16 protein-coding genes are annotated in these 22959 nt (G+C 71.6%); all 16 read left to right on the top strand.

Translation table 11 applies throughout. From position 1 onward, the window contains the following. The first annotated feature begins 607 nt into the window (after window positions 1–607). Window positions 608–2137 carry a sugar transferase gene (locus tag OHA84_RS31715; protein WP_323181840.1) on the top strand — a complete coding sequence of 510 codons (1530 nt, stop codon included), beginning with the start codon at window positions 608–610 and terminating at the stop codon, window positions 2135–2137. A gap of 73 nt (window positions 2138–2210) precedes the next feature. Beyond that, window positions 2211–3527 carry a nucleotide sugar dehydrogenase gene (locus OHA84_RS31710; RefSeq protein ID WP_266953332.1) on the top strand — a complete coding sequence of 439 codons (1317 nt, stop codon included), beginning with the start codon at window positions 2211–2213 and terminating at the stop codon, window positions 3525–3527. Next, the gene (locus OHA84_RS31705; protein WP_266953330.1) at window positions 3517–4785 is read left to right on the top strand and encodes a glycosyltransferase family 4 protein; all 1269 of its coding nucleotides are present in this window, start codon (window positions 3517–3519) and stop codon (window positions 4783–4785) included. The genes OHA84_RS31710 and OHA84_RS31705 overlap by 11 nt, the downstream gene beginning before the upstream one ends. Then, a complete protein-coding gene (locus OHA84_RS31700) occupies window positions 4778–6163 on the top strand; it encodes a Wzz/FepE/Etk N-terminal domain-containing protein (RefSeq protein WP_266968489.1) in 1386 nt (461 codons plus the stop codon). Before OHA84_RS31705 ends, OHA84_RS31700 begins: the two co-directional genes overlap by 8 nt. After that, the gene (locus OHA84_RS31695; protein WP_266968491.1) at window positions 6160–7689 is read left to right on the top strand and encodes a Wzz/FepE/Etk N-terminal domain-containing protein; all 1530 of its coding nucleotides are present in this window, start codon (window positions 6160–6162) and stop codon (window positions 7687–7689) included. Before OHA84_RS31700 ends, OHA84_RS31695 begins: the two co-directional genes overlap by 4 nt. Window positions 7690–7692: 3 nt before the next feature. Continuing rightward, on the top strand, window positions 7693–9627 hold the full coding sequence (gene asnB, locus OHA84_RS31690) for an asparagine synthase (glutamine-hydrolyzing) (protein ID WP_266953326.1): 1935 nt from the start codon (window positions 7693–7695) through the stop codon (window positions 9625–9627). Between the two features lie 16 nt (window positions 9628–9643). Then, on the top strand, window positions 9644–11848 hold the full coding sequence (locus tag OHA84_RS31685; RefSeq protein WP_266968493.1) for a bi-domain-containing oxidoreductase: 2205 nt from the start codon (window positions 9644–9646) through the stop codon (window positions 11846–11848). Next, on the top strand, window positions 11845–13797 hold the full coding sequence (locus OHA84_RS31680; protein WP_266968495.1) for an alginate lyase family protein: 1953 nt from the start codon (window positions 11845–11847) through the stop codon (window positions 13795–13797). Before OHA84_RS31685 ends, OHA84_RS31680 begins: the two co-directional genes overlap by 4 nt. 9 nt (window positions 13798–13806) lie before the next feature. Beyond that, window positions 13807–15333: a right-handed parallel beta-helix repeat-containing protein gene (locus OHA84_RS31675; RefSeq protein ID WP_266968497.1), complete on the top strand. Its 1527-nt coding sequence runs from the start codon at window positions 13807–13809 to the stop codon at window positions 15331–15333. 55 nt (window positions 15334–15388) lie between these two features. Further along, window positions 15389–16684, top strand: coding sequence for an O-antigen ligase domain-containing protein (locus tag OHA84_RS31670; RefSeq protein ID WP_266973877.1), 1296 nt, complete (start codon window positions 15389–15391; stop codon window positions 16682–16684). 2 nt (window positions 16685–16686) lie between these two features. Then, window positions 16687–17955 (top strand): glycosyltransferase, encoded by a 1269-nt coding sequence (locus tag OHA84_RS31665; RefSeq protein ID WP_266953319.1) that lies wholly within the window; start codon window positions 16687–16689, stop codon window positions 17953–17955. Further along, complete coding sequence (locus OHA84_RS31660) at window positions 17952–19187, top strand: class I SAM-dependent methyltransferase (protein WP_266968498.1); 1236 nt, start codon at window positions 17952–17954, stop codon at window positions 19185–19187. Before OHA84_RS31665 ends, OHA84_RS31660 begins: the two co-directional genes overlap by 4 nt. Next, window positions 19184–20014, top strand: coding sequence for a glucose-1-phosphate cytidylyltransferase (locus OHA84_RS31655; RefSeq protein WP_266968499.1), 831 nt, complete (start codon window positions 19184–19186; stop codon window positions 20012–20014). Before OHA84_RS31660 ends, OHA84_RS31655 begins: the two co-directional genes overlap by 4 nt. Further along, window positions 20011–20658, top strand: a complete 648-nt coding sequence (locus OHA84_RS31650) for a PIG-L deacetylase family protein (protein ID WP_266973879.1) — start codon at window positions 20011–20013, stop codon at window positions 20656–20658. The genes OHA84_RS31655 and OHA84_RS31650 overlap by 4 nt, the downstream gene beginning before the upstream one ends. A 3-nt stretch (window positions 20659–20661) precedes the next feature. Then, a complete protein-coding gene (locus OHA84_RS31645) occupies window positions 20662–21687 on the top strand; it encodes an NAD(P)-dependent oxidoreductase (RefSeq protein ID WP_266968501.1) in 1026 nt (341 codons plus the stop codon). Then, window positions 21675–22958, top strand: a complete 1284-nt coding sequence (locus OHA84_RS31640) for a DUF4910 domain-containing protein (RefSeq protein ID WP_266968503.1) — start codon at window positions 21675–21677, stop codon at window positions 22956–22958. The genes OHA84_RS31645 and OHA84_RS31640 overlap by 13 nt, the downstream gene beginning before the upstream one ends. Window position 22959 lies beyond the last annotated feature (1 nt).

The following is a 22959-nucleotide window of genomic DNA, read 5'->3' as shown; positions in this document are numbered from 1 at the left end:
GGCCAGTGCGCCGGCGCCCGAACAGCAGTGCCGAAACACCTCGGGCCCCGCGGTGCCGACAGCCCGTAAAGCTCCCGTCACCACAGGTCACACGGCACGTCATCGCCTTCAGGACATCGGCGGGCAGTCATCGTTCTACGGTCAACCTTCAAAGCTTGAGCACAAGTTGCATACATTCCCCTCTTCAGGGGGCCCACCATGCTCTAGATTGACCGTGCTTCGCATCCTTGGACACGAAGCGACAAATAGTGATCTACAGGTCTGACGTCACGGACGGCCGGCAGTGGTGTGCCCGGCGCCCGACGTGAGTGATCGTTTCGTGGAGCCCGAGGGGGGAGCCTTGGGTGTGGGGGGCAATGGTCAAGGGTTCCCGTGTGTCTCGGGGCCCTGGCAGGACATACGAATCCGCTGTCGGCCGTGTGGGGTCTTCACGTAGCGCCCCGCCTGGTCGGTATGCCATGCGGGGGGCCGAGTCCCCCCGGCGGAGGGAACAGCGCGGCGTGGGAGGCGGGGGCCTCCCGATGGGGACGAACAGCGCGGCACGGGGGGCGGGCCTCCCGGGGGGACGAACAGTGCGGGGGGCGCGGGCCTCCCGGGGGGAGGAACCGTGTGGAACGAACACGTCGAGTCCACGGGCGACCTGGGGGGAACCGTGCAACAGGGGGAAGGGGAGTTGGTCGGGCCGTTATTAGCGGCGCCCGGGCGTACGGCGAGCCGAGCCATCAGCCGGCCCGCCATCGACTGGGCGCAGCGGTACCGCCACACGGTGATCATCAGCGATACCGTGGCCACCGCCTTCGTGGTGGTGGCGATCGGCGGCTTCTTCGGGGTCAGGGACGCGGCGAACTGGCACGAGAAGTGGAGAATCCTCGCCTTCGGCACCGAGCTGCTGGTGCTGGGAGCGCTTGCGGTGACCCGGTCATGGGCACCGGCCGTACTCGGGCAGGGCGCCGAGGAGTTCCGCCGGCTCGGGCGCTCACTGTTCACGGCGGCCGTCGTACTGGCGCTCGGCGGGATCGCCCTCACCTCGCACAACATCAAGCTCTGGATCTTCGTCGCGATACCGGCCATCGCGCTCGTCACGATGACCGAGCGGTACCTGCTGCGCCTGTGGCTGCACAAGCAGCGCAAGGAAGGGCGGTGCCTGCGACCGGTACTCGCCGCCGGAAGCCCGGCCACCGTGCGCGACCTGATCGCCCGAACCCGCAAGTTTCCGCACCTCGGGTGGCGGGTCGAGGCCGTGTGCACGCCGGACGGTCTCTGGCTCGACGGTGACCACCTGGACGGAGTGCCGGTCGTCGGCCGACTGACGGACGTCGCGGGCCACGTCCACCGTGACGGCTACCGTGTCGTCGCGGTCACCCCGGACCCGCACTGGTCCCCGGACCGGCTGCAACGGCTGGCCTGGAACCTCGAAGGCAGCGATGCCGAGATGGTCGTGGCCCCCGTGCTGATGGAGGTGGCGGGCCCGCGGCTGCGCGTCGACGCGGTGCTCGGGATCCCGCTCCTGCGGGTCAGCATGCCGATCTTCACCGGGGCCCGCCGGGCGGTCAAAGAGGTCGTCGACCGACTGGGCGCGCTGGTGTTGCTGATGCTGTTCATGCCGCTGATGGCGCTCGTCGCACTGCTCGTCCTGACGGACAGCCGGGGTGGGGTGTTCTACCGCCAGCGCAGGGTCGGCAAGGACGGCCGCGAGTTCACCATGGTCAAGTTCCGCACCATGGTCGCCGGGGCCGACCGGGCACGCGCCGAGCTGGCCGACCTCAACGAGGGCGCCGGCCCGCTGTTCAAACTCCGCCGGGATCCGCGGGTGACCCGGGTGGGATCGATGCTGCGCCGGTACTCGCTCGACGAGCTCCCGCAGCTCCTCAACGTGCTCACCGGATCGATGTCGCTCGTCGGTCCGCGGCCTCCGTTGCCGGAGGAGTCCGCCGCCTACGGCCCGGACATCCGGCGGCGCCTGCTGGTCAAGCCCGGGCTCACCGGCCTGTGGCAGATCAGCGGACGCAGCGACCTGCCGTGGGAGGAGGCGGTCCGGCTGGACCTGCGGTACGTGGAGGACTGGTCGCTCGCCCTCGACACGGTGATTTTGTGGAAGACGCTGCGCGCGGTGGTTCAGGGGCAGGGCGCCTACTGATGCGCGGGGAACTTTGTCCGGTCGGCTCACGTACCGCAGGCCAAAAGGGCCTGCCTGGGGGGAGGAACGGGTTATGAGGGTCAGCGTCTTGGGGCTCGGCTACGTCGGCTGCGTGTCGGCTGCGTGCCTGGCCAGCCTGGGGCACGAGGTCATCGGGGTGGACGTGAACCAGGCGAAGGTCGACCTGGTCAACGACGGCAAGGCCCCGGTGGTCGAGGAACGGATCGGCGAGCTCATCGCCGAGGTCGTGGGGTCGGGGGCGTTACGCGCCACCAGCGACGTCCGCGAGGCGATCATGGGCAGCGACGTGTCACTGGTCTGCGTGGGCACGCCGTCGGAGCCCAACGGCAGTCTGTGCACCACGTACCTGGAGCGGGTCACCGAGCAGATCGGTGCCGCGGTGGCCGAGCGGGGCGGGCGGCAGACCATCGTGTTCCGCAGCACCATGCTGCCGGGCACCTGCCTGAACCTGCTGGTACCGATCCTGGAGAAGTACATCGGCGGTACCGCCGGCGTGGACATCGGGATCGCGGTCAACCCGGAGTTCCTGCGCGAGGGCACGAGCGTGCGGGACTTCTTCGACCCGCCCAAGACCGTCATCGGCGAGCTCGACCCGGCGAGCGGCGACGTGGTGGAGGCGCTGTACGACGGACTGCCCGGTGAGGTGTTCCGGGTGCCGATCCCGACGGCCGAGGCGATCAAGTACGCCGACAACGCGTTCCACGGCCTCAAGATCGGCTTCGCGAACGAGCTGGGCGCGGTGTGCCAGGCCCTCGGAGTGGACACGCACCAGGTGGTGGACGTGTTCCTGGCCGACCGCAAGCTGAACATCAGCCCCGCCTACCTGCGGCCCGGCTTCGCCTTCGGCGGCTCCTGCCTGCCCAAGGACCTGCGCAGTCTGCTCCACGCGGCACGACGGGCCGACATCTCGGTGCCCATCCTCGCCCACGTGTTGCCCTCCAACTCCGAACACCTCCAGCGCGCGGTGGAGTTGGTCGAGCGCACCGGCAAACGTCGGGTCGGCCTGTTCGGGCTGTCCTTCAAACCCGGCACCGACGACCTCCGCGAGAGCCCGCTCGTCGAGCTGGCGGAGAGGCTCTTCGGCAAGGGCTACGACCTGCGGATCTACGACCCCAACGTGAACCTCTCCCGGCTGCTCGGCGCGAACCGCGAGTACATCGAGACCCGGCTGCCGCACCTCGCGCAGTTGCTCGCCGACTCGGTCGGTGAGGTGCTCGAGCACGCCGAGGTCTGCCTGGTGGGAACCAAGGATCCGGACGTGTTGTCGGCGCTGCCCCATGGCGACGGCCCGCTGATCGTCGACCTCGTCCGCCTTCCCGACGCCGATGCGCGCCGGACCGAACCGGGGTACATGGGCCTTGCCTGGTAACTCGAACGGCGGCGACGGGACGACCCGTCGCGCGCTGATCCTCGTGGAGAACCTGTCCGTGCCGTTCGACCGGCGGGTGTGGCAGGAGTGCACGACGCTGCGCGACGCGGGCTGGACGGTGCACGTGATCTGTCCCCAAGGGACCACGCGGGACACGGAGTCGGAGGTCCTGATCGACGGGGTGCGGATCCACCGCTACCCGTTGCGCGCGGCCACCGGAGGACCGGCCGGCTACTTGCAGGAGTACGGAACGGCGTTGTGGCACACGGTCCGACTGGCCCGACGGGTCGGCCCGGTCGACGTGGTCCACGCCTGCAATCCACCGGACCTGCTGTTCCTGCCGGCACTGTGGATGAAGCGGCGCGGGGCACGGTTCGTCTTCGACCAGCACGACCTGGTACCCGAGTTGTACCTCTCCCGGTTCGACCGCGGCCAGGACCTGTTGTACCGCGCCGTGCTCGCGCTGGAGCGACGGACCTACCGGGCCGCCGACATCGTCCTCGCCACGAACGAGAGCTACCGGGACGTCGCCATCCGCCGTGGCGGCCGGCGGCCGGAAGACGTCTTCGTGGTGCGCAGCGCGCCCGACACCGGCCGGTTCCGGCCGGTACCGCCCGAGCCGGAGTTGAAGCGTGGCAAGCCCCATCTGCTGTGCTACCTCGGCGTCATGGGTCCGCAGGACGGCGTCGACTACGCCCTGCGGGCTCTCGCGAAGCTGCGCGACGAGGTCGGGCGGACCGACTGGCACGCGGTGTTCGTCGGCGCCGGCGACAGCTTCGACGCCATGGTGGAGCTGTCCCGGCGGCTCGGTCTGTCGGAGCAGGTGCAGTTCACCGGGCGCATCCCGGACGGCGACCTGGTGCGCTACCTGTCCACCGCGGACGTGTGCCTGTCCCCCGACCCACTCAATCCACTCAACGACGTGTCGACCATGAACAAGGTTCTGGAGTACATGGTGATGGGTCGGCCGATCGTGTCGTTCGACCTCCGGGAGGCGAGGGTCTCCGCCGGTGAGGCCGCCGTCTACGCGCCCGCCAACGACGAGGCGGAGTTCGCCAGGCTCATCGCGCTGCTGTTGGACGATCCGGAGCGGCGGGCCCACATGGGCAAGGTCGGCCAGGAGCGGATCAACGGGCCGCTCTCCTGGCGGAACTCGCAAGCCTCGTTGCTCGCCGCCTACGCCGCGGCCTGCCCTGACGCCGCCGAGGTGTCTGCAGGCGACCCGGACCGGGCGGGAGGAGGCCGCACCGTTGAGTGATGACACGATACGCCTGGCCACGATGGGGCGGATCATCCGTCGGCGCCGGCGGCTCCTCACCCTCCTCGCCGTGGTGGGTGCGCTCGTCGGCTACGGCACCTCGTTGCTGTTCCCGCCGCAGTACACGACATCGGCATCGGTGCTGCTGCCGGGGGCGTGGCAGGAGCGCGAGCTGCTGACCCAGGCGGAGATCGCGACCAGTTCGGTGGTGCTCGACCGCGCTGCCGCCACCCTCGGCTGGACCGAGGTCAGCGGCAGCGAGCTGCGGGACCGGGTGAGCGCCACGACCGCCGACGGGAACATCATCACGATCTCGGGTACCTCGGACACCCCGGAGCGCGCACAACGGCTCTCCGACCAGGTGGCCCAACAGTTCGTCACGTTCGCCGCGCGGATCGCGGGCGCCGGCGCGGACCCCGAAGCGGCGGCGCGTCCCGAGGCGCTGCGACAGATGGTGACGCAGACCAGCCGCCGCATCACCGAGCTCGCCGATGCGGCCGATCCGGGGAAGTCCGTGGAGAGCGTGCAGACCCGCACCGAACTCGCGAAACTGCGCACCGCGTTGCAGGAGGCCGTCAAGAAGCTGGAGCAGGCCGACCCGTCCGCCGACAAGGCCAACATGGTCGTCATGGGGCCGGCGGCCCGGCCGACCGGCGAGGCACCGCCGACGAGGGTGCAGCTCGTCGTCGGCGGGGCGCTGCTGTTCTTCCTGCTCGCGGTCATCGGTCATCTCGCCTCCGCCCGGATGAGTCGCCGCCTGCGCACCGAAGCGGAGATCGCCTCGGCGCTCGGTTCGACGCTGCTGGGTACCGTCGACGTGCCTGGTGAACGGCCCGTGCACCGGCCGGCGGGTCGTGGCCCGCGGGCCAAGGTCCGCCGGCTGCTCGGCGTCGACGTCCGGTGGGACGTACCGGCGCCGCGGGCTTCCGGCGACGAGGCCGGCAGGCGTGTCCGCTACCGGCGGGTGTGTGCCCGCCTGCGGGAGCAACTGCCAGTCTCCCGACCGTTGTTGGTTCTCGTCCCGGAAGGCGACGAGATCGCCCTCGGGGCGGCCGAGCGGCTCGTCGCCGAGGCGGAGGGCGAACCGCTGCTGCGGGTGGTGGGCGTTTCGGTGTCCCGGCCGCTGGTGCAGGGGCGCGACGACGAGTCCGGTGTCCTGGTCGTGCTGAGCGCGGGCCACTGGACCGCGGGCGAACTCGCCGACATCGCCGGGGCGTGTGCGGACGCCCGGCAGGAGGTCGTCGGCATCGTCCTCGCCGGCCTGGTCCGGGCCCGTCCGGCGAAGTCCGCCGGCGAACCTCAGGACGCGGGCGAACCTCCGCAGGACGCCACGCCGGTGGGCGCGGTGGGCGTCGACGCGGCGGGAGGTTCGGCGTGAACACGCACACGCCTTCGGAGCCGGCGGCCGCCGCTCCCCTGGTGGACCTCCAGGCGCTGGTGGTCGCGGTGCGCCGGCGCCGCCGCCTGTGGTGCTGCATGGCGCTGTTGGGGCTGCTCGTCGGCGCGGCGGTGGCGGTCCTCATGCCCCCGCCGCCGACCGCGGTGACCACGGTGCTGGTGGCACATCAGGCCGACCAGCCGAACGACCCCGGAACGCTGATCCGCACCGACGTCGGACTGCTGCACACCACGCGGATCGCCGGCAAGGCCCTCCAGGCCCTCGGATCCCCGGAGAAACCAGAGGACTTCATGCGGGACTACGGGGGCATCGGCTTGTCCAACAACCTGCTCCAGATCACCGTGACGGCCGGCAGCGACGCGGAGGCGACGGCGCGGGCCAAGGCGCTGGCCGACGCGTTCGTCGCGGACCACGTGAGGCGGATCCGGGAGGCCGCGGACGCCGAGGCCAAGACCCTGCTGGACCAGCGTGACCGCATGCAGGCCGAACTCGCGCAGGTCAACAAGGCCATCGGTGACTCGTCGCCGCAGAGCGGGCCGAAGGCTTCGGCGAACATGGAGTCGCTCTTCACCCGCCGGGCCGAACTCGGCTCGCGGATCACCGACTTCGGCCGGCGGGCCGCGGAGGCGCGCATCGGCACGCCCCGGCTCATCGCCGGCACCCAGGTCGTGGACGACGCGCGCGCGGTGCGGCACTCCCTGCCCAGGAGCACCGTCACCAATGCCGGGGTCGGGCTGGTCCTCGGGCTCGTCCTGGGGCTCGCGGTGGCCGCGGTCGGCGCCGTGGTGGCGGACCGTCCCGTACTGCGCCGGGAGATCGCGGCGAACCTCGGCGCCTCGGTCATCGCGGAGCTGCGCCGCACGCCCCGACGGTCGGCCGGGCCCTGGCGGCGCCGACGGACCCGGGCGGCGAGGACACGGCTCACCACGACCCTGGCCCGTACCGTGCGCGGCTCCGCGGAACCGGTGTCGCTGCTGGAACTGGGCTGTGCGCGCACCGCGGGTGTGATCGCCGTGGACCTCGCCGGCGCGCTGACGGAGGAGGGGCCGGCTCCGGTGGTGATCGTCGACGGTCTGCCCGGCCGGCGGCTCGCCCACCGCCGGCCGAAGCCGGGAGACCCCACCGTGGTCGACGGCGAGAGCGCCGCGAGCCTGTCCGAGCAGGAGCGCCGGCTCGGTGTCGGCTCGGTGGCGCCCGGCTCGGCGTGGACCGACCTCCAGTACCTCGGCACGCGGACCGTGCTCGTCGTGCGGGCCGGGCACGGCAGCACCGCGTGGCTGCACACCGTGGCGCGGCAGCTCGCGGACCTGGGCATCGCGGTGATCGGGGTGGTGCTGATCGACCCCGATCCGCGTGACCGGACCGACGGCACGCTGTGGGACGCGTCGCACGCCGCGCATCACGGCCACGGCGAGCAGACGGCCCGGCGGAACGGCACGGACCGGCCCCGGCCGGAGCGGCCGTCATGGGCACGGGTCCCGGACATCGACCAGGAAGCGCGGTAGGACATGTGTGGCATCGCAGGCACGTACCGGTGGCCGGACGGGAAGGCAGTGACCGACCGGCTCACCGACACCCTCGCGCACCGCGGTCCCGACGGGGCCGGCAGGTACAGCCACGGCGCCGGTGACGGCGAAGTGCACCTCGGGCATCGTCGGTTGGCCATCATCGACCTGTCCGAGACCGGCGCCCAGCCGATGGTCTCGGACGGCCTCGTCCTGACGTACAACGGCGAGCTGTACAACGCGCCCGAGCTGCGCGCCGAACTGGAGGCCACCGGGGTGCGCTTCCGCGGCACCTCCGACACCGAGGTGCTGTTGGAGGCCTGGCGGCGCTGGGGCACGGACTGCCTGCCCCGGCTGCGCGGCATGTTCGCGTTCGGGATCTTCGACGAGCGAACCGGTGACCTGGTGCTCGCCCGCGACCAACTCGGCGTCAAGCCGCTGTTCCTGCTCCGGCGCGGTGGGGGCCTGGTGTTCGCCTCCGAACTCAAGGCGCTCGCCGCCGCCACCGGCGGGTCCCTTCAGGTGGACCACGCGGCTTTGGTGGCCTCACTGCTGTACTACTGGGTGCCGGACTCGCGCTGCGCGTTCCGCGAGGCGGAGAAGCTGCCGCCGGGTAGCTGGCTCCGGTGCCGGCCCGACGGCCGGGTGGAGCGCGGCCGGTACTGGAACCTCCGGGACGTCGCCGCCGAAGGCCAGGAGCGGGCCCGGAGCGGCGAGCGGCCGGATCTCGCCGCCGTCATCGAGGAGTCGACCCGCCGCCACCTGCTCTCGGACGTACCCGTGGCTACCTTCCTCTCCGGGGGGCTCGACTCCAGCTACCTGACCGCGCTGGCCGCCCGTGACCGACCCGGGATCTCCGCCTACACGATCGGGTTCCGCGCCGAGGACGCCAAGTTCGAGGCGATGCCCGACGACCTTCACTACGCCCGGCGGGTGGCCGAGCGGTTCGGCGTCGACCTGCACGAGATCGAGATCGCTCCGAACGTGCTCGATCTGCTGCCGCGGATGACGTACCACCTGGACGAGCCGATCGGCGACCCCGCCGCGATCAACACCTTCCTGATCTGCCAGGCCGCCCGGGAGGCCGGGGTCAAGGTGATGCTCTCGGGGATGGGCGCCGACGAGTTGTTCGCCGGCTACCGCAAGCACCTGGCCAACCTGCTCGCGCTGCGCTACCAGCGCGTCCCGCGGCCCCTGCGGCGGGGCCTGGCCGGCGCCGTGGACCGGCTGCCGGTGGCCACGGCCCGCCGGGGGTACCGGTCGGTGCGGTTCGCGAAGCGTTTCCTGTCCTTCGCCGATCTGCCGGAGGAGACCGCGTTCCGGCGCAGCTACACCATGTACGACCAGGACGAACTGCTCGCCCTGATCGATCCGGACCTGGCCGGGACGGTCGAGGACGTACTGACCGAGCACGCGGACGTCTATCGGGACAACGACCTCGACGACTTCGTGAACCGGATGTGCCTGGGCGACGCCCGGATGTTCCTGCCGGGCCTGAACCTCGCCTACACGGACCGCTCCAGCATGGCCGCGTCGACCGAGGTGCGGGTGCCGTACGTGGACGTCGAGGTGGTCAAGGCGGCGTTCGCCGTACCCGGCGATCGCAAGATCGTCGGACGGCAGGGCAAGGCCGTCCTCAAGGAGGCGGCGACCTCGATCCTGCCCCGGGAGATCGTGTACCGACCCAAGGGCCTGTTCAGCGCCCCGCTGCGCGCCTGGATGAGCCGGGATCTGGCACCGCTGGTACGCGAGGTGGTGCACGACGGCGTGCTCGTCGAATCCGGGTTCCTGCGCCGTGACGCGCTGGCGCGCATGGTCGCCGAGGACGCCTCCGGGCAGCGGGACTTCTCCAAGCATCTGTGGCACGTGCTGACCCTCGAGTACTGGTACCGCGGCGCGACCTCTGGCTCCGGCCAGGGCACTGACTTGACGGCTTAGAACAACAGGAGTTCTGGTGAAACAGGTTGTGCAGAACTACAAGAGCGGCGAACTGGCACTGCTCGACGTGCCGGAGCCGGGGTGCAAGCCGGACGGTGTGCTGGTCAGGACCGCCTACTCGCTGATATCCACCGGGACCGAGCTCATGAAGGTGTCCGAGGCCGGCATGTCGATGGTGGGCAAGGCCCGCTCGCGTCCGGATCAGGTGGCCAAGGTCATGCAGAGCGTGGCCACCAACGGGGCACCCGCCACCTACCGCAAGGTGATGGGCAAGTTGGACTCCTACACGCCGCTGGGCTATTCGCTGTGCGGGGTGGTCGAGCAGGTCGGCGCCGGGATCGACGACGTCAAGGTCGGCGACCTCGTGGCCTGCGCGGGCAACGAGCACGCGCTGCACGCCGAGCTGAACTGGGTGCCGAAGAACCTCTACACCCCGGTACCGGACGGTCTCGCGCCGCGGCACGCGGCCTTCGGCACCGTCGGGTCGATCGCGATGCAGGGCGTGCGCCGGGGCGAGCCGCAGCTCGGCGAGGTGGCGTTGGTCATCGGTCTCGGCCTGATCGGGCAGTTGGTGGTGCAGCTCCTCACCGCCTCGGGGGTCCGTGTCGTCGGGGTGGACCCCGACCCGGCGCGCTGTGAGCTCGCCGAGCGCCTGGGCGCGGCGGCCTGCGGCGATCCCGCGTCCGCGGCCGTGGAAGTCGCCGTCGCCGAGCTGACCGGCGGTCACGGCGTGGACCAGGTGTACCTGGCCGCCGGCGGCGACAGCAACCAGCCCGTCGAGCTGGCCGCGCGACTCTGCCGGGATCGCGGCCGGGTCGTCGACATCGGCAAGTGCCGTCTGGACCTGCCGTGGAACGCGTACTACGAGAAGGAGCTCGACGTCCGGTTCTCCCGCTCGTACGGCCCCGGGCGCTACGACCCGGCGTACGAGCTCGAAGGGCGGGACTACCCGATCGGATACGTGCGCTGGACCGAGCGCCGCAACCTGGCGTGCTTCCTCGATCTCCTCGCCCGCGGTCGCGTCGACGTGGAGCCCCTGGTCTCCCACGTCGCCGACTTCGACGACGCCGTCGAGACGTACGGGCGCCTGAAGGACGGCGATCTGAAGGCCGTGGCCGTGCTGTTCCGCTACCCCGAACAGAAGGAGGAGGCGGGCGAGGCGCGGGCCCCGGCGGTGACCGTCCCCGCCGTGCGACGCGGCGGCGGAGCCGCCGGCCCGACCCGTTCCGTCAAGACGCCGGTGCGGCTGGCTTTCGTGGGCGCGGGGAACTACGCGACGTCGATGCTGCTGCCGCACCTGGCTCGGCGCGAGGGCGTCGAGTTGTCCGCGGTCGTCACCACGACGGCGCTGTCCGCCGCCAACGCGCAGCGGAAGTTCGGCTTCGCCGAGGCGACCACCGATCTCGACGCCGTGCTCGGCGACGGGTCCATCGACGCGGTGGTCGTCGCCACGCGGCACAGCTCGCACGCCGAACTGACCCGCAGGGCGCTGTCGGCGGGCAAGGCGGTGTTCGTGGAGAAGCCCCTGGCCCTCGGGGAGGACGAACTGGCCGGGGTGCTCGCGGCCGTGGAGGAGTCCGGCAACGACCGGTTGCAGGTGGGCTTCAACCGCCGGTTCGCGCCGCTCCTGCGGGAGGCCAGGAAGCGGTTCGGTGCCCGGACCGGTCCGGCGAGCCTGCGCTACCTGATCAACGCCGGCCGGCTGCAACACGGCAGCTGGTACCTCCGGCAGGGAACCGAGGGGTCGCGGTTCGTCGGCGAGGGCGGCCACTTCATCGACACGGCGAGTTGGCTGCTGGGTGCCGATCCGGTCTCGGTGTACGCGGTCGCCACGTCCGGCAACGAGGACCTCCAGGTCGTGCTGCGGTACCCGGACGGGTCGACCGCCACCATCAGCTACGTCACCACCGGATCGCCCGGCTTCCCCAAGGAGACGCTGGACCTCGTCGCGGACGGCAAGGTGCTGCGGCTCGACGACTTCGTCCGTGCGTCGGTGTACGCGGACGGCAGGGGCGGCCCGAAGCGATGGGTCAGTTCGCGACTGCCCAAGGCGCGGGACAAGGGCCAGTCAGCCGAGCTGGCCGCGTTCGTCAGGGCCGTGCGGACCGGCGGGCCGATGCCGGTGTCCCTGGAGTCGTTGGTCGCCACCACGACGGCCACCCTCGCCGTGCGGGCCGGCCTGGCCGGCGGGGCGCCGGTCACGTTGGTGGGGGCGCGATGACCGCGAACGCGGGTTGGTACCTGCGCCGGTTGTCCCGGATGGGGCCGCGCGAGGTCGGCGGCCGGGTGGGCGACACGCTGCGCAGGCGCCGGTGGCGGTCCGCGCTGCCGGAGCGCCCGGTCGTGTCCGGCGCCCGGTTCACCGCGGTACTGCCCGCGGGGACGTTCGACGCGGTGCCGGCGGATGCCGCGAAGCGTCTCCTCGCCGACGCGGACCGGCTGATGGCCGGGCACGCCGAGTACTTCGGGGTGGGCCGCGACGACCTGGTCGACCCGGACTGGTGCCTCGACCCGAAGACCGGGCGCCGGGCGCCGTGGGGTTACGCCTTCGACGTGCCCTACCGGGACGAGGACGCGGTCGGGGACATCAAGCAGATCTGGGAGCTGTCCCGGCACCAGTACCTCACCGTGCTCGCCGCCGCCTACGCGATCTCCGGGGACGAGCGGTACGCCGAGCGGGTGGCCGAGCACCTTCGGGCGTGGTGGGCGGCCAACACGCCGCTGCGCGGCGTCCATTGGATCAGTGGCATCGAGCTGGGGATCCGGCTCCTGTCCTGGGTGTGGGTGCGCCGGCTGCTCGACGGCTGGCCGGGAGCGGCCGGGCTCTTCGAGGACAACCCGGTGGCGCTGGACCAGATCTGGCACCACCAGCGTTGGCTGGCCGCCTTCCCCAGCCGGGGGTCCTCGGCGAACAACCACGCCGTCGCCGAGGCCGCCGGGCAGTTCGCCGCGGCCTGCGCGTTCGGCTGGTTCCCCTCCTCGGCGCGTTGGCGGGACGAGGCGTTGGGGTCGTTGGACCGGCATTTGCGGGGCAACACCTTCGGCTCCGGCCTCAACCGGGAGCTGGCCACCGAGTACCACGGCCTCGTGCTGGAACTGGGGCTGGCCGCCATCGCCGAGGCGGACGCCCGCGGTGTGGCGGTCCCCGCGACGACGCGGCTGGTGCTGCTGCGGATGACCGACGCCCTCGCGGCCATCGTGGACGGCCGGCTCCGGCCACCGCGCCAGGGGGACGCGGACGACGGGCACGGTCTGGTCGTGGACGGCGCGGGCACCGACCGCTGGGCCTCGCTGCTGGCCACCGGGGACGCCGTGTTCGGCCGGCTCGCGTGGTGGCCCGCGGTGACCGGCGCCGACGTGCGTACCCCGCTGCTGGCCGCGCTCATCCGGCCGGGCGCGCCGGCCGTGACCCGTCCGGCGAGCAGGCCGGCCCACTTCGCCGACGCGGGGATGACCATCCTGCGCGGTCCGGCGGGGATCTGGTGCCGCTGCGACGGTGGCCCGCACGGGTTCCTGTCCATCGCCGCGCACGCCCACGCGGACGCGCTGTCCGTGGAGGTCCGCCACGACGGGGTCGACGTGCTCGCCGACCCGGGGACGTTCTGCTACCACGGGCAGCCCGAGTGGCGGCGGTACTTCCGGTCGACCGTCGCCCACAACACCCTGGGGTTGGACGGCGGTGACCAGTCCGTCTCCGGCGGCCCGTTCCTGTGGACCCGGCACGCCCGCAGCCGGGTCCTGGTCGCGGACGCGTCCGCCACCTCGGACGGGGGGACGGCCCGCTGGTGCGCCGAGCACGACGGCTACGAGGGGTCCGTGCACCGGCGCCGGGTGGAGCTGACCGCCGAGAGCCGGGAGCTGCGGGTGGTCGACGAGGTGCGCGGACCGCGCCGGGCGGCGCGGTTGGCGTTCCACCTCGGCCCGGTGATCGCCGCGGATCTGGTGGGCAACCGGGCGGAGCTCACCTGGAGCCGGGACGGCGAGGACCGTTCCGCCGTGCTCGACCTGCCCGGGCAGTTGTCCTGGCGGGCGCATCGCGGCGAGACGGACCCGCCCCTGGGCTGGTACTCCGACGGCTTCGGGCGCAAGGAACCCGCCACCACGCTGATCGGCACCGGTTTCGTCGACGGCACGGAGGGGTTCACCACCGTACTCAGGTTCCGCGACTAGGGAGAACGCGTGGTGATCAAGAAGCGGCACTGGACGCTGCCGACGGCGACGCTGGTGCTGCTCCTGCCGGCGACCGGGTGCGTGGGCGCGCCGGGCGCACCGGGCCCGTCGGCGGAGCCGACCGTCACCCCGACCACGTCCGTGGCCCGGGTGTGCGACACGCCCTCGGCCGGGCCGGCGCGGGCTCCGGCGGGGGCGGTGACGGTCGATCCCGCGGTGGTCGGAGACCTGGCCGCGAAGACCAGGAGCAGCCCCCCGGACACGACGTTCTGGCTGGGACCGGGGACGCACACGCTCGAAGCCGACCGTTACGCCCAGGTCCTGCCGAAGGAGGGGGACAGCTACCTCGGGGCGCCGGGCGCGGTGCTCGACGGCCGCAAGACCAACCAGTACGCGTTCGGTGGTGCCGCCGGGAACGTCACCATCCGCCGGCTGACCGTGCAGGGGTTCGTCGCGCCGCAGAACGAGGGCGTGGTCAACCACGACTCGGCCGACGGGTGGGTGGTCGAGAACGCGACGATCCAGAACAACTCCGGTGCCGGGCTGATGGCCGGTGCCCGCCAGCGGATCCGCGCCAACTGCCTTCGCGGCAACGGACAGTACGGAGTGAACGCGTACAAGTCCGGCGGCTCCATCAGCGACCTGGTGGTCGAGGGCAACGAGATCGTGGGCAACAACGTCGACGACTGGGAGCGCCGGCAGCCGGGCTGCGGCTGTACCGGAGGGGTCAAGTTCTGGGCCGTCAACGGCGCCGACGTGCGCGGCAATTGGGTGCACGACAACCGGGGTCCCGGGATGTGGGCGGACACCAACAACAACGACTTCCGCATCGAGGAGAACGTGGTCGAGGCCAACGACGGTGCCGCGCTGATCTACGAGACCAGTTACAACGCGGTCATCCGGAAGAACACGATCCGGCGGAACAACTGGGTCGAGGGCCGCAAGAAGGCCGACGTCGGCGACGCCTTCCCGTTCGCGACCGTCTACCTGTCCGAGTCCGGCGGCGAGCCGCGGGTCCGAGCCCGCACGGACAAGATCGAGATCCATGACAACGTGCTGGAGAACAACTGGTCCGGGATCACCCTCTGGGAGAACGCCGACCGGTTCTGCAACAGCCCCGCCAACACCTCGTCCGGTGACTGCACGCTGCTGGTGAAGGACACCGACACCTGCGCGCAGCCGACCATCACCACCGCGCCGCTCTACGCCGACTGCCGGTGGAAGACACAGCGGGTGGACATCCACGACAACCGCTTCGTGCTGGACACGTCCGTCGTCGGATGCACGGTGAAGTGCGGCCGCATGGCGGTGCTGGCCAACTACGGCACCTATCCGGACTGGTCGCCGTACAAGGGCGAACCGGTGGCCGAGGCGATCACCCACGAGCAGGAGAACCGCTGGCACGACAACGTCTACGTCGGACCGTGGAGCTTCGTCGCCCACGACCCGAGCCGAGAGCTCGACTTCGGGCAGTGGCAGGGCACGCCGTACCGGCAGGACGCGGGCAGCACCTTCCAGCCACAGGCGGGTGGTTGAGATGGGCCGGAACCTGACGCGCGACGGACTGACGCGCGACGGACTGACCCGCGACATGCCGGCGCGCGACGGACTGCCGGGCGGACCGGACAGCGCGGGCACGCGGCCCGGCGCCGAACCGGGCCCTCCCGGCGCTCCGAGGATCGTCGGGATCGTCTGGGGACTGCTGATCCTCAACACGCTCGGCTCCGCCGGCGCGCAGACCATCATCCCGCTGCCCCGCTCCCTCATCCAGATGGTCACCATGGGCTCGCTGGTCGCCGCGTTCGTGCTGGCGCTCGCCGTCAATCTCCGGCTGCGCATCCGGGCGAGCGCCTACCTGTTCCTGCTCACTCTGCTGTTGGTGCCGAGCGTGATCTCCAGCGCGCACCTGGAGTCCGGGTTCGGCGCCCTGTTCCGCTGTACCCGGCTGGCCCTCTTCGTCGGCACGCTGTGGCTGCTCAGCCGCTGGTGGGACGGCGGGCACACGTTCGTCCGGCATCACATCCGCATGTACTTCGCGGTGCTCGCCTCGGTGGCCGCCGGTCTGCTCGTCTCACCGGGCGCGGCCATGCCCGACGTCTACGGCGGGCGGCTGGTCGGCGCGCTGTGGCCGCTCACCCCGCCGCAGATCGGACAGTACGCCGCGGTGATCATCGGGCTCACCGTGCTGCTCCTCCTGGGCCGCCGGACCGACCGGGGCAACGCCGCGCTGGTCATCGTGCCGTCGCTCGTCCTGCTCGCGCTGACCCATACCCGGACGGCCACCCTCGGCCTGCTGATCGGGCTGGTGCTGGCGATCGGCTCGCTCGTCCTGACCAGTGCCGCCGCCCGCCGGTTCTTCGCCTGGGCGGTGCTGTGCTCCGTCGTGGCCGCGGTGGGGTTCAACTCCGCGCTCCAGGCGTGGTTCCTGCGCGGGCAGAGCCAGGAGAACTTCTCGAACCTCACCGGTCGGGCCAAGGTGTGGGACGCCCTGCTGGCGGCCCCCAGGACGGGATCGGAGCAGTTGTTCGGCGCCGGCCTGGGCGACAAGTCGTTCGGGGGGCTGCCGATCGACAACAGTTGGCTGGCCGTCTACAACGAGCAGGGTCTGACCGGTGTGACGATCGTGGGCGCGATCGTGATCGTGCTGGGCGGCGTCGCGTTGCTGCGCCCACCCTCACTCCAGCGGGCCTGCGCGCTGTTCCTGATCAGCTACTGCGCCATCGCGTCGTACACCGAGGCCGGGCTCGGCGACGCCTCGCCGTATCTGTTGCACCTGACCGTGGCCGCCTCGCTGTTGGCGTCACCCGCCGCGGCCACTGCCCTCTCGACGCCCGAAGTGTCTCGACGACGCACACCCCAGTGGGCCCGGAAATCGGAGGTGATCTGAGCATGCACGTCCTCGTGGTGCACAACCGCTACGCCTCGGCGCAGCCGAGCGGTGAGAACAAGGTCGTCGACCAGGAGGTGGGGCTGCTGCGCGAGGCCGGCCACCGGGTCGAGGTGTTCGAGCGGCGCAGCGACGACATCGCCGCCCGGTCCCTGGTGTCCAAGGCCGCGCTGCCGTTCCTCGTCCCGTGGAACCCGGCGGTCCGCACGGAGCTCGCCGCGCGGCTGCGCGACGAGCGGCCGGACGTGGTGCACGTCCACAACGTCTTCCCGCTCCTGTCGCCCGCGGTGCTGGCGGCCTGCGCCGACGCCGGTGTGCCCGCCGTCGCCACCCTGCACAACTACACCCAGGTCTGCCCGCCCGGCACGCTCCAGCGGGACGGCCGGCCGTGTACCGAGTGCGTCGGGGCGGCGCCGCTGCCGGCCGTCCGGCACGGCTGCTACCGGGGCTCCCGGCTGGCGACGGTGCCGCTCGCGGTCAGCCTGTCGGTCAACCGGCGGCGGTGGTGGTCCGGTGTGGAGCGGTTCTTCTGCATCTCCGGGGCGCAGCGCGACGTCCTGGTGCGGGCCGGCATGCCGGCCGATCGGCTGGCGGTGAAACACAACTTCGTGCCCGAACCGGGCACGGTCAGAACGGGCGACGGCGAGCACCTGCTCTATCTCGGCCGGCTCGCGGAGGCCAAGGGCGTACGGCTGCTGATGGCCGCGTGGGACGAGATCGCAGCCGGCGGCGGTGTGGGCGTGCCACTGGTGGTCGCCGGGACGGGGCCGCTGGAGCGGGAGGTGACCGCCTGGGCGGCGGGTCGGGACGACGTGCGGTACGTCGGCCTGTACGACGAGGCCCAGTGCCGGCGGGCCATCGCGCGGTCGGTCGCCGTGGTGGCTCCCTCGACCTGGCTGGAGGCGTTCGGCCTGGTGGTCGTGGAGGCGATGGCGGCGGGGGTCCCGGCCGTCGCCGCCGGTCACGGCGCCTTCGTCGAACTCGTCGAGGACGGGGTGAGTGGTCTGCTCCACCGGCCGGGCGAGCCCGCCTCGCTCGCGGCCTGCGTGCGCCGGGTCACGGCCGATCCGGACCGCAACCAGGAGATGGGGCGGGCCGCCCGACGCCGTTACGAACAGGGGTTCAGCCCGACCGTCGGGCTGGAGCGCCTGGTGGAGGGGTACCGCACCGCGATCGCGGTGCGGTCCGGTGGCGGGCATGGCGCGCCACCGGTCGGAAATGGAGGCCCGCCGCGGGAGACCCGCGCGGGCAGGGATGGGGGCAGTAGATGACAGGATGCCGACTCTGCGGATCGGCGACGCTCGCGAGCGTCGTCGACCTGGGGGCGACCCCGCCGTGCGAGAGCTTTCTCGCCGCGGACGATCTGGACCGGCCGGAGCCGACGTACCCGCTGCACCTTCGGGTCTGCACCGACTGCTGGCTCGCGCAGATCCCGCCGCTGATCACGCCGGAGGAGACCTTCACGCAGTACGCGTACTTCTCCTCCTACTCGACCTCCTGGGTGGAGCACGCGCGGACCTTCGTCGCCGACGCCGTACAGCGCCTCGCCCTCGGCCCCGACGCCTTCGTGGTCGAGGTCGCGAGCAACGACGGGTACCTCCTGCGGCACATGGTGGACCGGGGGGTCCGCTGCCTCGGCATCGAGCCGTCGGTGAACGTCGGGGCCGCGGCGCGGGAGGCGGGCGTGCCCACGCTCACGGAGTTCCTGGACCCCGCCACCGGCGCGGCCGTCCGCGCCGAGCACGGCCCGGCGAACCTGGTCGTGGCCAACAACGTGTACGCGCACATCCCCGACGTGGTCGGGTTCACCCGGGGGTTGCGCGCCCTGGTCGCCGACGACGGCTGGGTCTCCATCGAGGTGCAGCACCTGCTGACCCTGATCGAGGAGAACCAGTACGACACGATCTACCACGAGCACTTCCAGTACTACACGGTCGCGTCCGCGATCCGGGCGCTGGCGAGCGGCGGACTCTGCCTCGTGGACGTCGAGTTGCTGCCCACGCACGGCGGCTCCATCCGGCTGTGGGCCCGGCCGGACGAGGTGGCCGGCGAGCCGAGCCGGCGCGTGGCCGACGTGCTGGACCGGGAGAAGGCCGCCGGGTTGCAGGACCTGTCCGGGTACACCGAGTTCTCCGATCGGGTGGCCAAGGTCCGCCGGGACCTCCTGCGGTTCCTCATCGAGGCGGCCGAGCGCGGTGAGACGGTCGTCGGATACGGCGCCCCCGGCAAGGGCAACACCCTGCTCAACCACTGCGGCATCCGCCCCGATCTGCTCGGGTACACGGTCGACCGCAACCCCTACAAGCACGGCAGGTTCACCCCGGGCACCCGCATCCCGATCCTGTCGCCCGAGCGGATCGGCATCGACCGACCGGACTACGTGCTCGTCCTCCCGTGGAACCTGCGGGACGAGCTCGTCGAGCAACTGTCCTTCGTGGGCGCCTGGGGCGGCCGACTGGTCTTCCCCATCCCGGAACTGAGCATCGTGGAGGTCAAGCCGTGAAGGTCGTACTTTTCTGCGGCGGTTACGGGCTGCGGATGCGCAGCGGAACCTCCGACGACGTGCCCAAGCCGATGGCCATGGTCGGCCCGCGGCCGCTGATCTGGCACGTCATGCGCTATTACGCGTACTTCGGGCACACGGAGTTCATCCTGTGCCTGGGGTACGGGGCGCACCACATCAAGGACTTCTTCCTCAACTACGAGGAGACGACGTCCAACGACTTCGTGCTGCGGGGCGGGCGGACCGAGCTGTTGTCCACCGACATCTCCTCCTGGACGATCACGTTCGTGCAGACCGGCATCGAGTCCCCGATCGGGGAGCGGCTGCGCCGGGTGCGGCAACACCTGGACGGCGACGAGATGTTCCTCGCCAACTACGCCGACGTGCTCACCGACGCCCCGCTGCCGGAGATGATCGACTCCTTCTCGCGGCGCGACGCCGGTGCGTCGATGATGGTGGTGCCGCCACAATCCTCGTTCCACTGTGTGGAGCTGGGCGAGAACGGGCTGGTGGGGGGCATCACCGCAGTGAGCGACATGCCGCTGTGGGAGAACGGCGGCTACTTCGTGCTCCGCCAGGAGGTCTTCGACCACATACCGGAGAACGGGGACCTGGTCGCCGATGGTTGCTCCCAACTGGCGAAGCAGGGACGGCTGGTGGCGCACCGGCACCGCGGTTTCTGGAAGCCCACGGACACCGTGAAGGAGCGGGCCGCGCTCGACGCCGCCTACGCCGTCGGCGACCGCCCGTGGGCCGTGTGGGAACGGGACGGCGCGGGAGCGGGCGCGACCGGCGGCAGGGACGGCGCCGGGGCGTGGACCGCGTGATCCGGCTCGGGACCGGGCGACTGGACGGGATCGTCGCGGTGGGCGCGCACTGCGACGACGTCGCCATCGGCGCCGGCGGCACGCTGCTGACGTTGTGCCTCGCGCGGCCGGGCATCCGCGTCGACGTGCTGGTGCTCTCCGGTGGGGGCGGCGAGCGGGAGCAGGAGGAGCGGGCCGCGCTCGCCGCGTTCTGCCCGGGCGCCGACCTGCGGCTGACCGTTCTCAAGCTGCCGGACGGCCGGCTGCCCGCGCACTGGGACGAGGCCAAGGCCGCGGTCGAGGAGCTGCGCGGGCAGACCGAGCCGGATCTGGTGCTCGCGCCGCGTACCGACGACGCGCACCAGGACCACCGCGGTCTGGCGAAGCTGATGACCACCGCGTTCCGCGACCACCTCGTGCTCGGCTACGAGATCGTCAAGTGGGACGGCGATCTCGGCCGGCCGACGGCGTACCAGCCGCTGTTGCCGGAGATCGCCGAACAGAAGGTGCGGCTGTTGCAGGAGCACTACCCCTCACAGCAGCACCGGCCCTGGTACGACCGGGAGGCCTTCCTCGGGCTGGCCCGGATCCGGGGCATCGAAAGCAACGCGCGCTACGCCGAGGCGTTCGCCGTCACCAAACTCACTCTCGACCTGGGGGAATGAACCTTGCGCGTACTTCTGACCGGACACCAGGGCTATCTGGGCACCGTGATGGCCCCGGTCCTCGCCGCCGCCGGGCACGAGGTCGTCGGCCTCGACGCCGGCCTGTTCGCCGACTGCGTGCTGGGCCCGACGCCCGCGGACCCGCCGGGGGCTCGGGTGGACCTGCGTGACATCACGGCCGACCACGTGGCCGGGGTGGACGCCGTGATCCATCTGGCCGCGCTGTCCAACGACCCCCTGGGATCGCTGGCACCGGAGCTCACCTACGACATCAACCACCACGCCTCCGTACGGCTGGCCGAGCTGGCGCGCGACGCCGGGGTGCGGCGCTTCCTGTACGCGTCGACCTGCTCCGTGTACGGCGCGGCCGGCGGTGACGACCTGGTGACCGAGGACGCCCCGCTGCGCCCGGTGACACCGTACGCGGAGTCCAAGGTGCGGGTGGAGGACGATCTGCACGCCCTGTCCGACGGCGACTTCAGCCCGGTGTTCATGCGCAACGCCACCGCGTTCGGCTACTCGCCCCGACTGCGCGCCGACATCGTGCTGAACAACCTGGTGGGTCACGCGCTGCTGTCCGGTGAGGTGTTGGTGCTCTCCGACGGCACTCCCTGGCGCCCGCTGGTGCACGCCGCCGACATCGCACGGGCCTTCGCCGCCGCGCTGACCGCGCCGCGCGAGGCGGTGCACGACCGGGCGTTCAACATCGGCAGCGAGACCAACAACGTCACGGTCGCCGAGATCGCCGAGCAGGTCGCCGAGGCGGTGGACGGCTCGAAGGTGGTGATCACCGGGGAGACGGGTGCCGATCCGCGGTCGTACCGGGTGGACTTCTCCCGGTTCCGCGCCGCCGTGCCCGGTTTCGACTGTGAGTGGACGGTGAAGCGGGGCGCGCTCGAACTCGCCGACGCCTACCGGCAACACGGTCTGACCCGGGCGGACTTCGAGCAGCGTTTCACCCGGCTGGCCGTGCTGCGCGCGGCGTCCGAGTCCGGCGCCGTCGACGACACCCTGCGGTGGCGCCGATGACCGCGACCGGCGAGGACATGCACGAGCTGGTGGAGCGGTTGTATCCGCTGTGCCGGAGCATCACCGGCGACGGTGTGCGCGCCACCCTGGAGATCGTCGGCGAGTACATCCCGTTACAGGTGCACGAGGTGCCGACCGGGACCCAGGTGCTCGACTGGACGGTGCCGCAGGAGTGGAACATCCGGGACGCGTACATCGCCGATCCGGCCGGCAACCGGGTCGTCGACTTCGCCGCGTCCAACCTGCACGTCCTCGGCTACAGCGTGCCGGTGTCGGCGACCATGCCACTGGCCGAGCTGCGTGAACACCTGCACACCCTGCCGGAGCACCCGAGCTGGGTGCCGTACCGCACCAGCTACTACACACCGGAATGGGGGTTCTGCCTGGCCCAGGAGACCTTGGACGCGCTTGCGGACGGCGACTACGAGGTGCGCGTCGACTCCACGCTCGCGGACGGACACCTCACCTACGCGGAGCACGTGGTCCCCGGGCAGGTCGCCGACGAGGTGATCGTCTCCTGCCACGTGTGCCACCCGTCGCTGGCCAACGACAACCTGGCCGGCATCGCGGTGGCGACGTTCCTGGCCCGGGCGCTCTCGGAGCGGACGCCGTACTACACCTACCGGTTCCTCTTCGCGCCCGGCACCATCGGGGCGATCACCTGGCTGGCCCGCAACGCGGAGCGGGTGGAACACGTCAAGCACGGGCTGGTGCTGGCCTGCGCCGGAGACTCCGGCCGGCTGACGTACAAGCAGAGCCGACGCGGTGACGCGGAGATCGACCGGGTGATGCGGCATGTACTGACTACCTCCCAACGCCCGCACCACGTGGCCGAGTTCACTCCGTACGGCTACGACGAGCGGCAGTTCTGCTCGCCGGGGTTCGATCTCGGCGTGGGCTCGCTCAGCCGGACCCCGTACGCGGGCTACCCCGAGTACCACACCTCGGCGGACAACCCGGACTTCGTCTCCCCGGAGGCGATGGCGGACACGCTCGCCGTCTGCCGGGAGGCGTTCGCCGTGCTCGACCGCAACCGGCGGTACCTCAACCTCAGCCCCTACGGAGAACCGCAGTTGGGGCGGCGCGGGTTGTACGAGTCGCTCGGCGGCCGCAGCGATGCGAAGCAGGCCCAGATGGCCATGCTCTGGGTGCTCAGCCTCTCCGACGGCGAGCACGGTCTGCTGGACGTGGCCGAGCGGTCCGGGCTGCCGTTCGACACCGTCGCCGCGGCGGCCGACGCCCTGTGCGGCGCCGGGCTGATCAAGGCGTGAC

Source organism: Streptomyces sp. NBC_00513, from assembly GCF_041431415.1.
Lineage (GTDB): Bacteria > Actinomycetota > Actinomycetes > Streptomycetales > Streptomycetaceae > Streptomyces.
This window is presented reverse-complemented; position numbering and strand designations above follow the sequence as displayed.

Bases quoted from the DNA above. Each gene is read 5' to 3' on its own strand.
- OHA84_RS31710 (WP_266953332.1), top strand. From the start codon at position 2,211: ATGAGGGTCAGCGTCTTGGGGCTCGGCTACGTCGGCTGCGTGTCGGCT.
- asnB (WP_266953326.1), top strand. From the start codon at position 7,693: ATGTGTGGCATCGCAGGCACGTACCGGTGGCCGGACGGGAAGGCAGTG.
- OHA84_RS31680 (WP_266968495.1), top strand. From the start codon at position 11,845: ATGACCGCGAACGCGGGTTGGTACCTGCGCCGGTTGTCCCGGATGGGG.
- OHA84_RS31670 (WP_266973877.1), top strand. From the start codon at position 15,389: ATGCCGGCGCGCGACGGACTGCCGGGCGGACCGGACAGCGCGGGCACG.
- OHA84_RS31665 (WP_266953319.1), top strand. From the start codon at position 16,687: ATGCACGTCCTCGTGGTGCACAACCGCTACGCCTCGGCGCAGCCGAGC.
- OHA84_RS31660 (WP_266968498.1), top strand. From the start codon at position 17,952: ATGACAGGATGCCGACTCTGCGGATCGGCGACGCTCGCGAGCGTCGTC.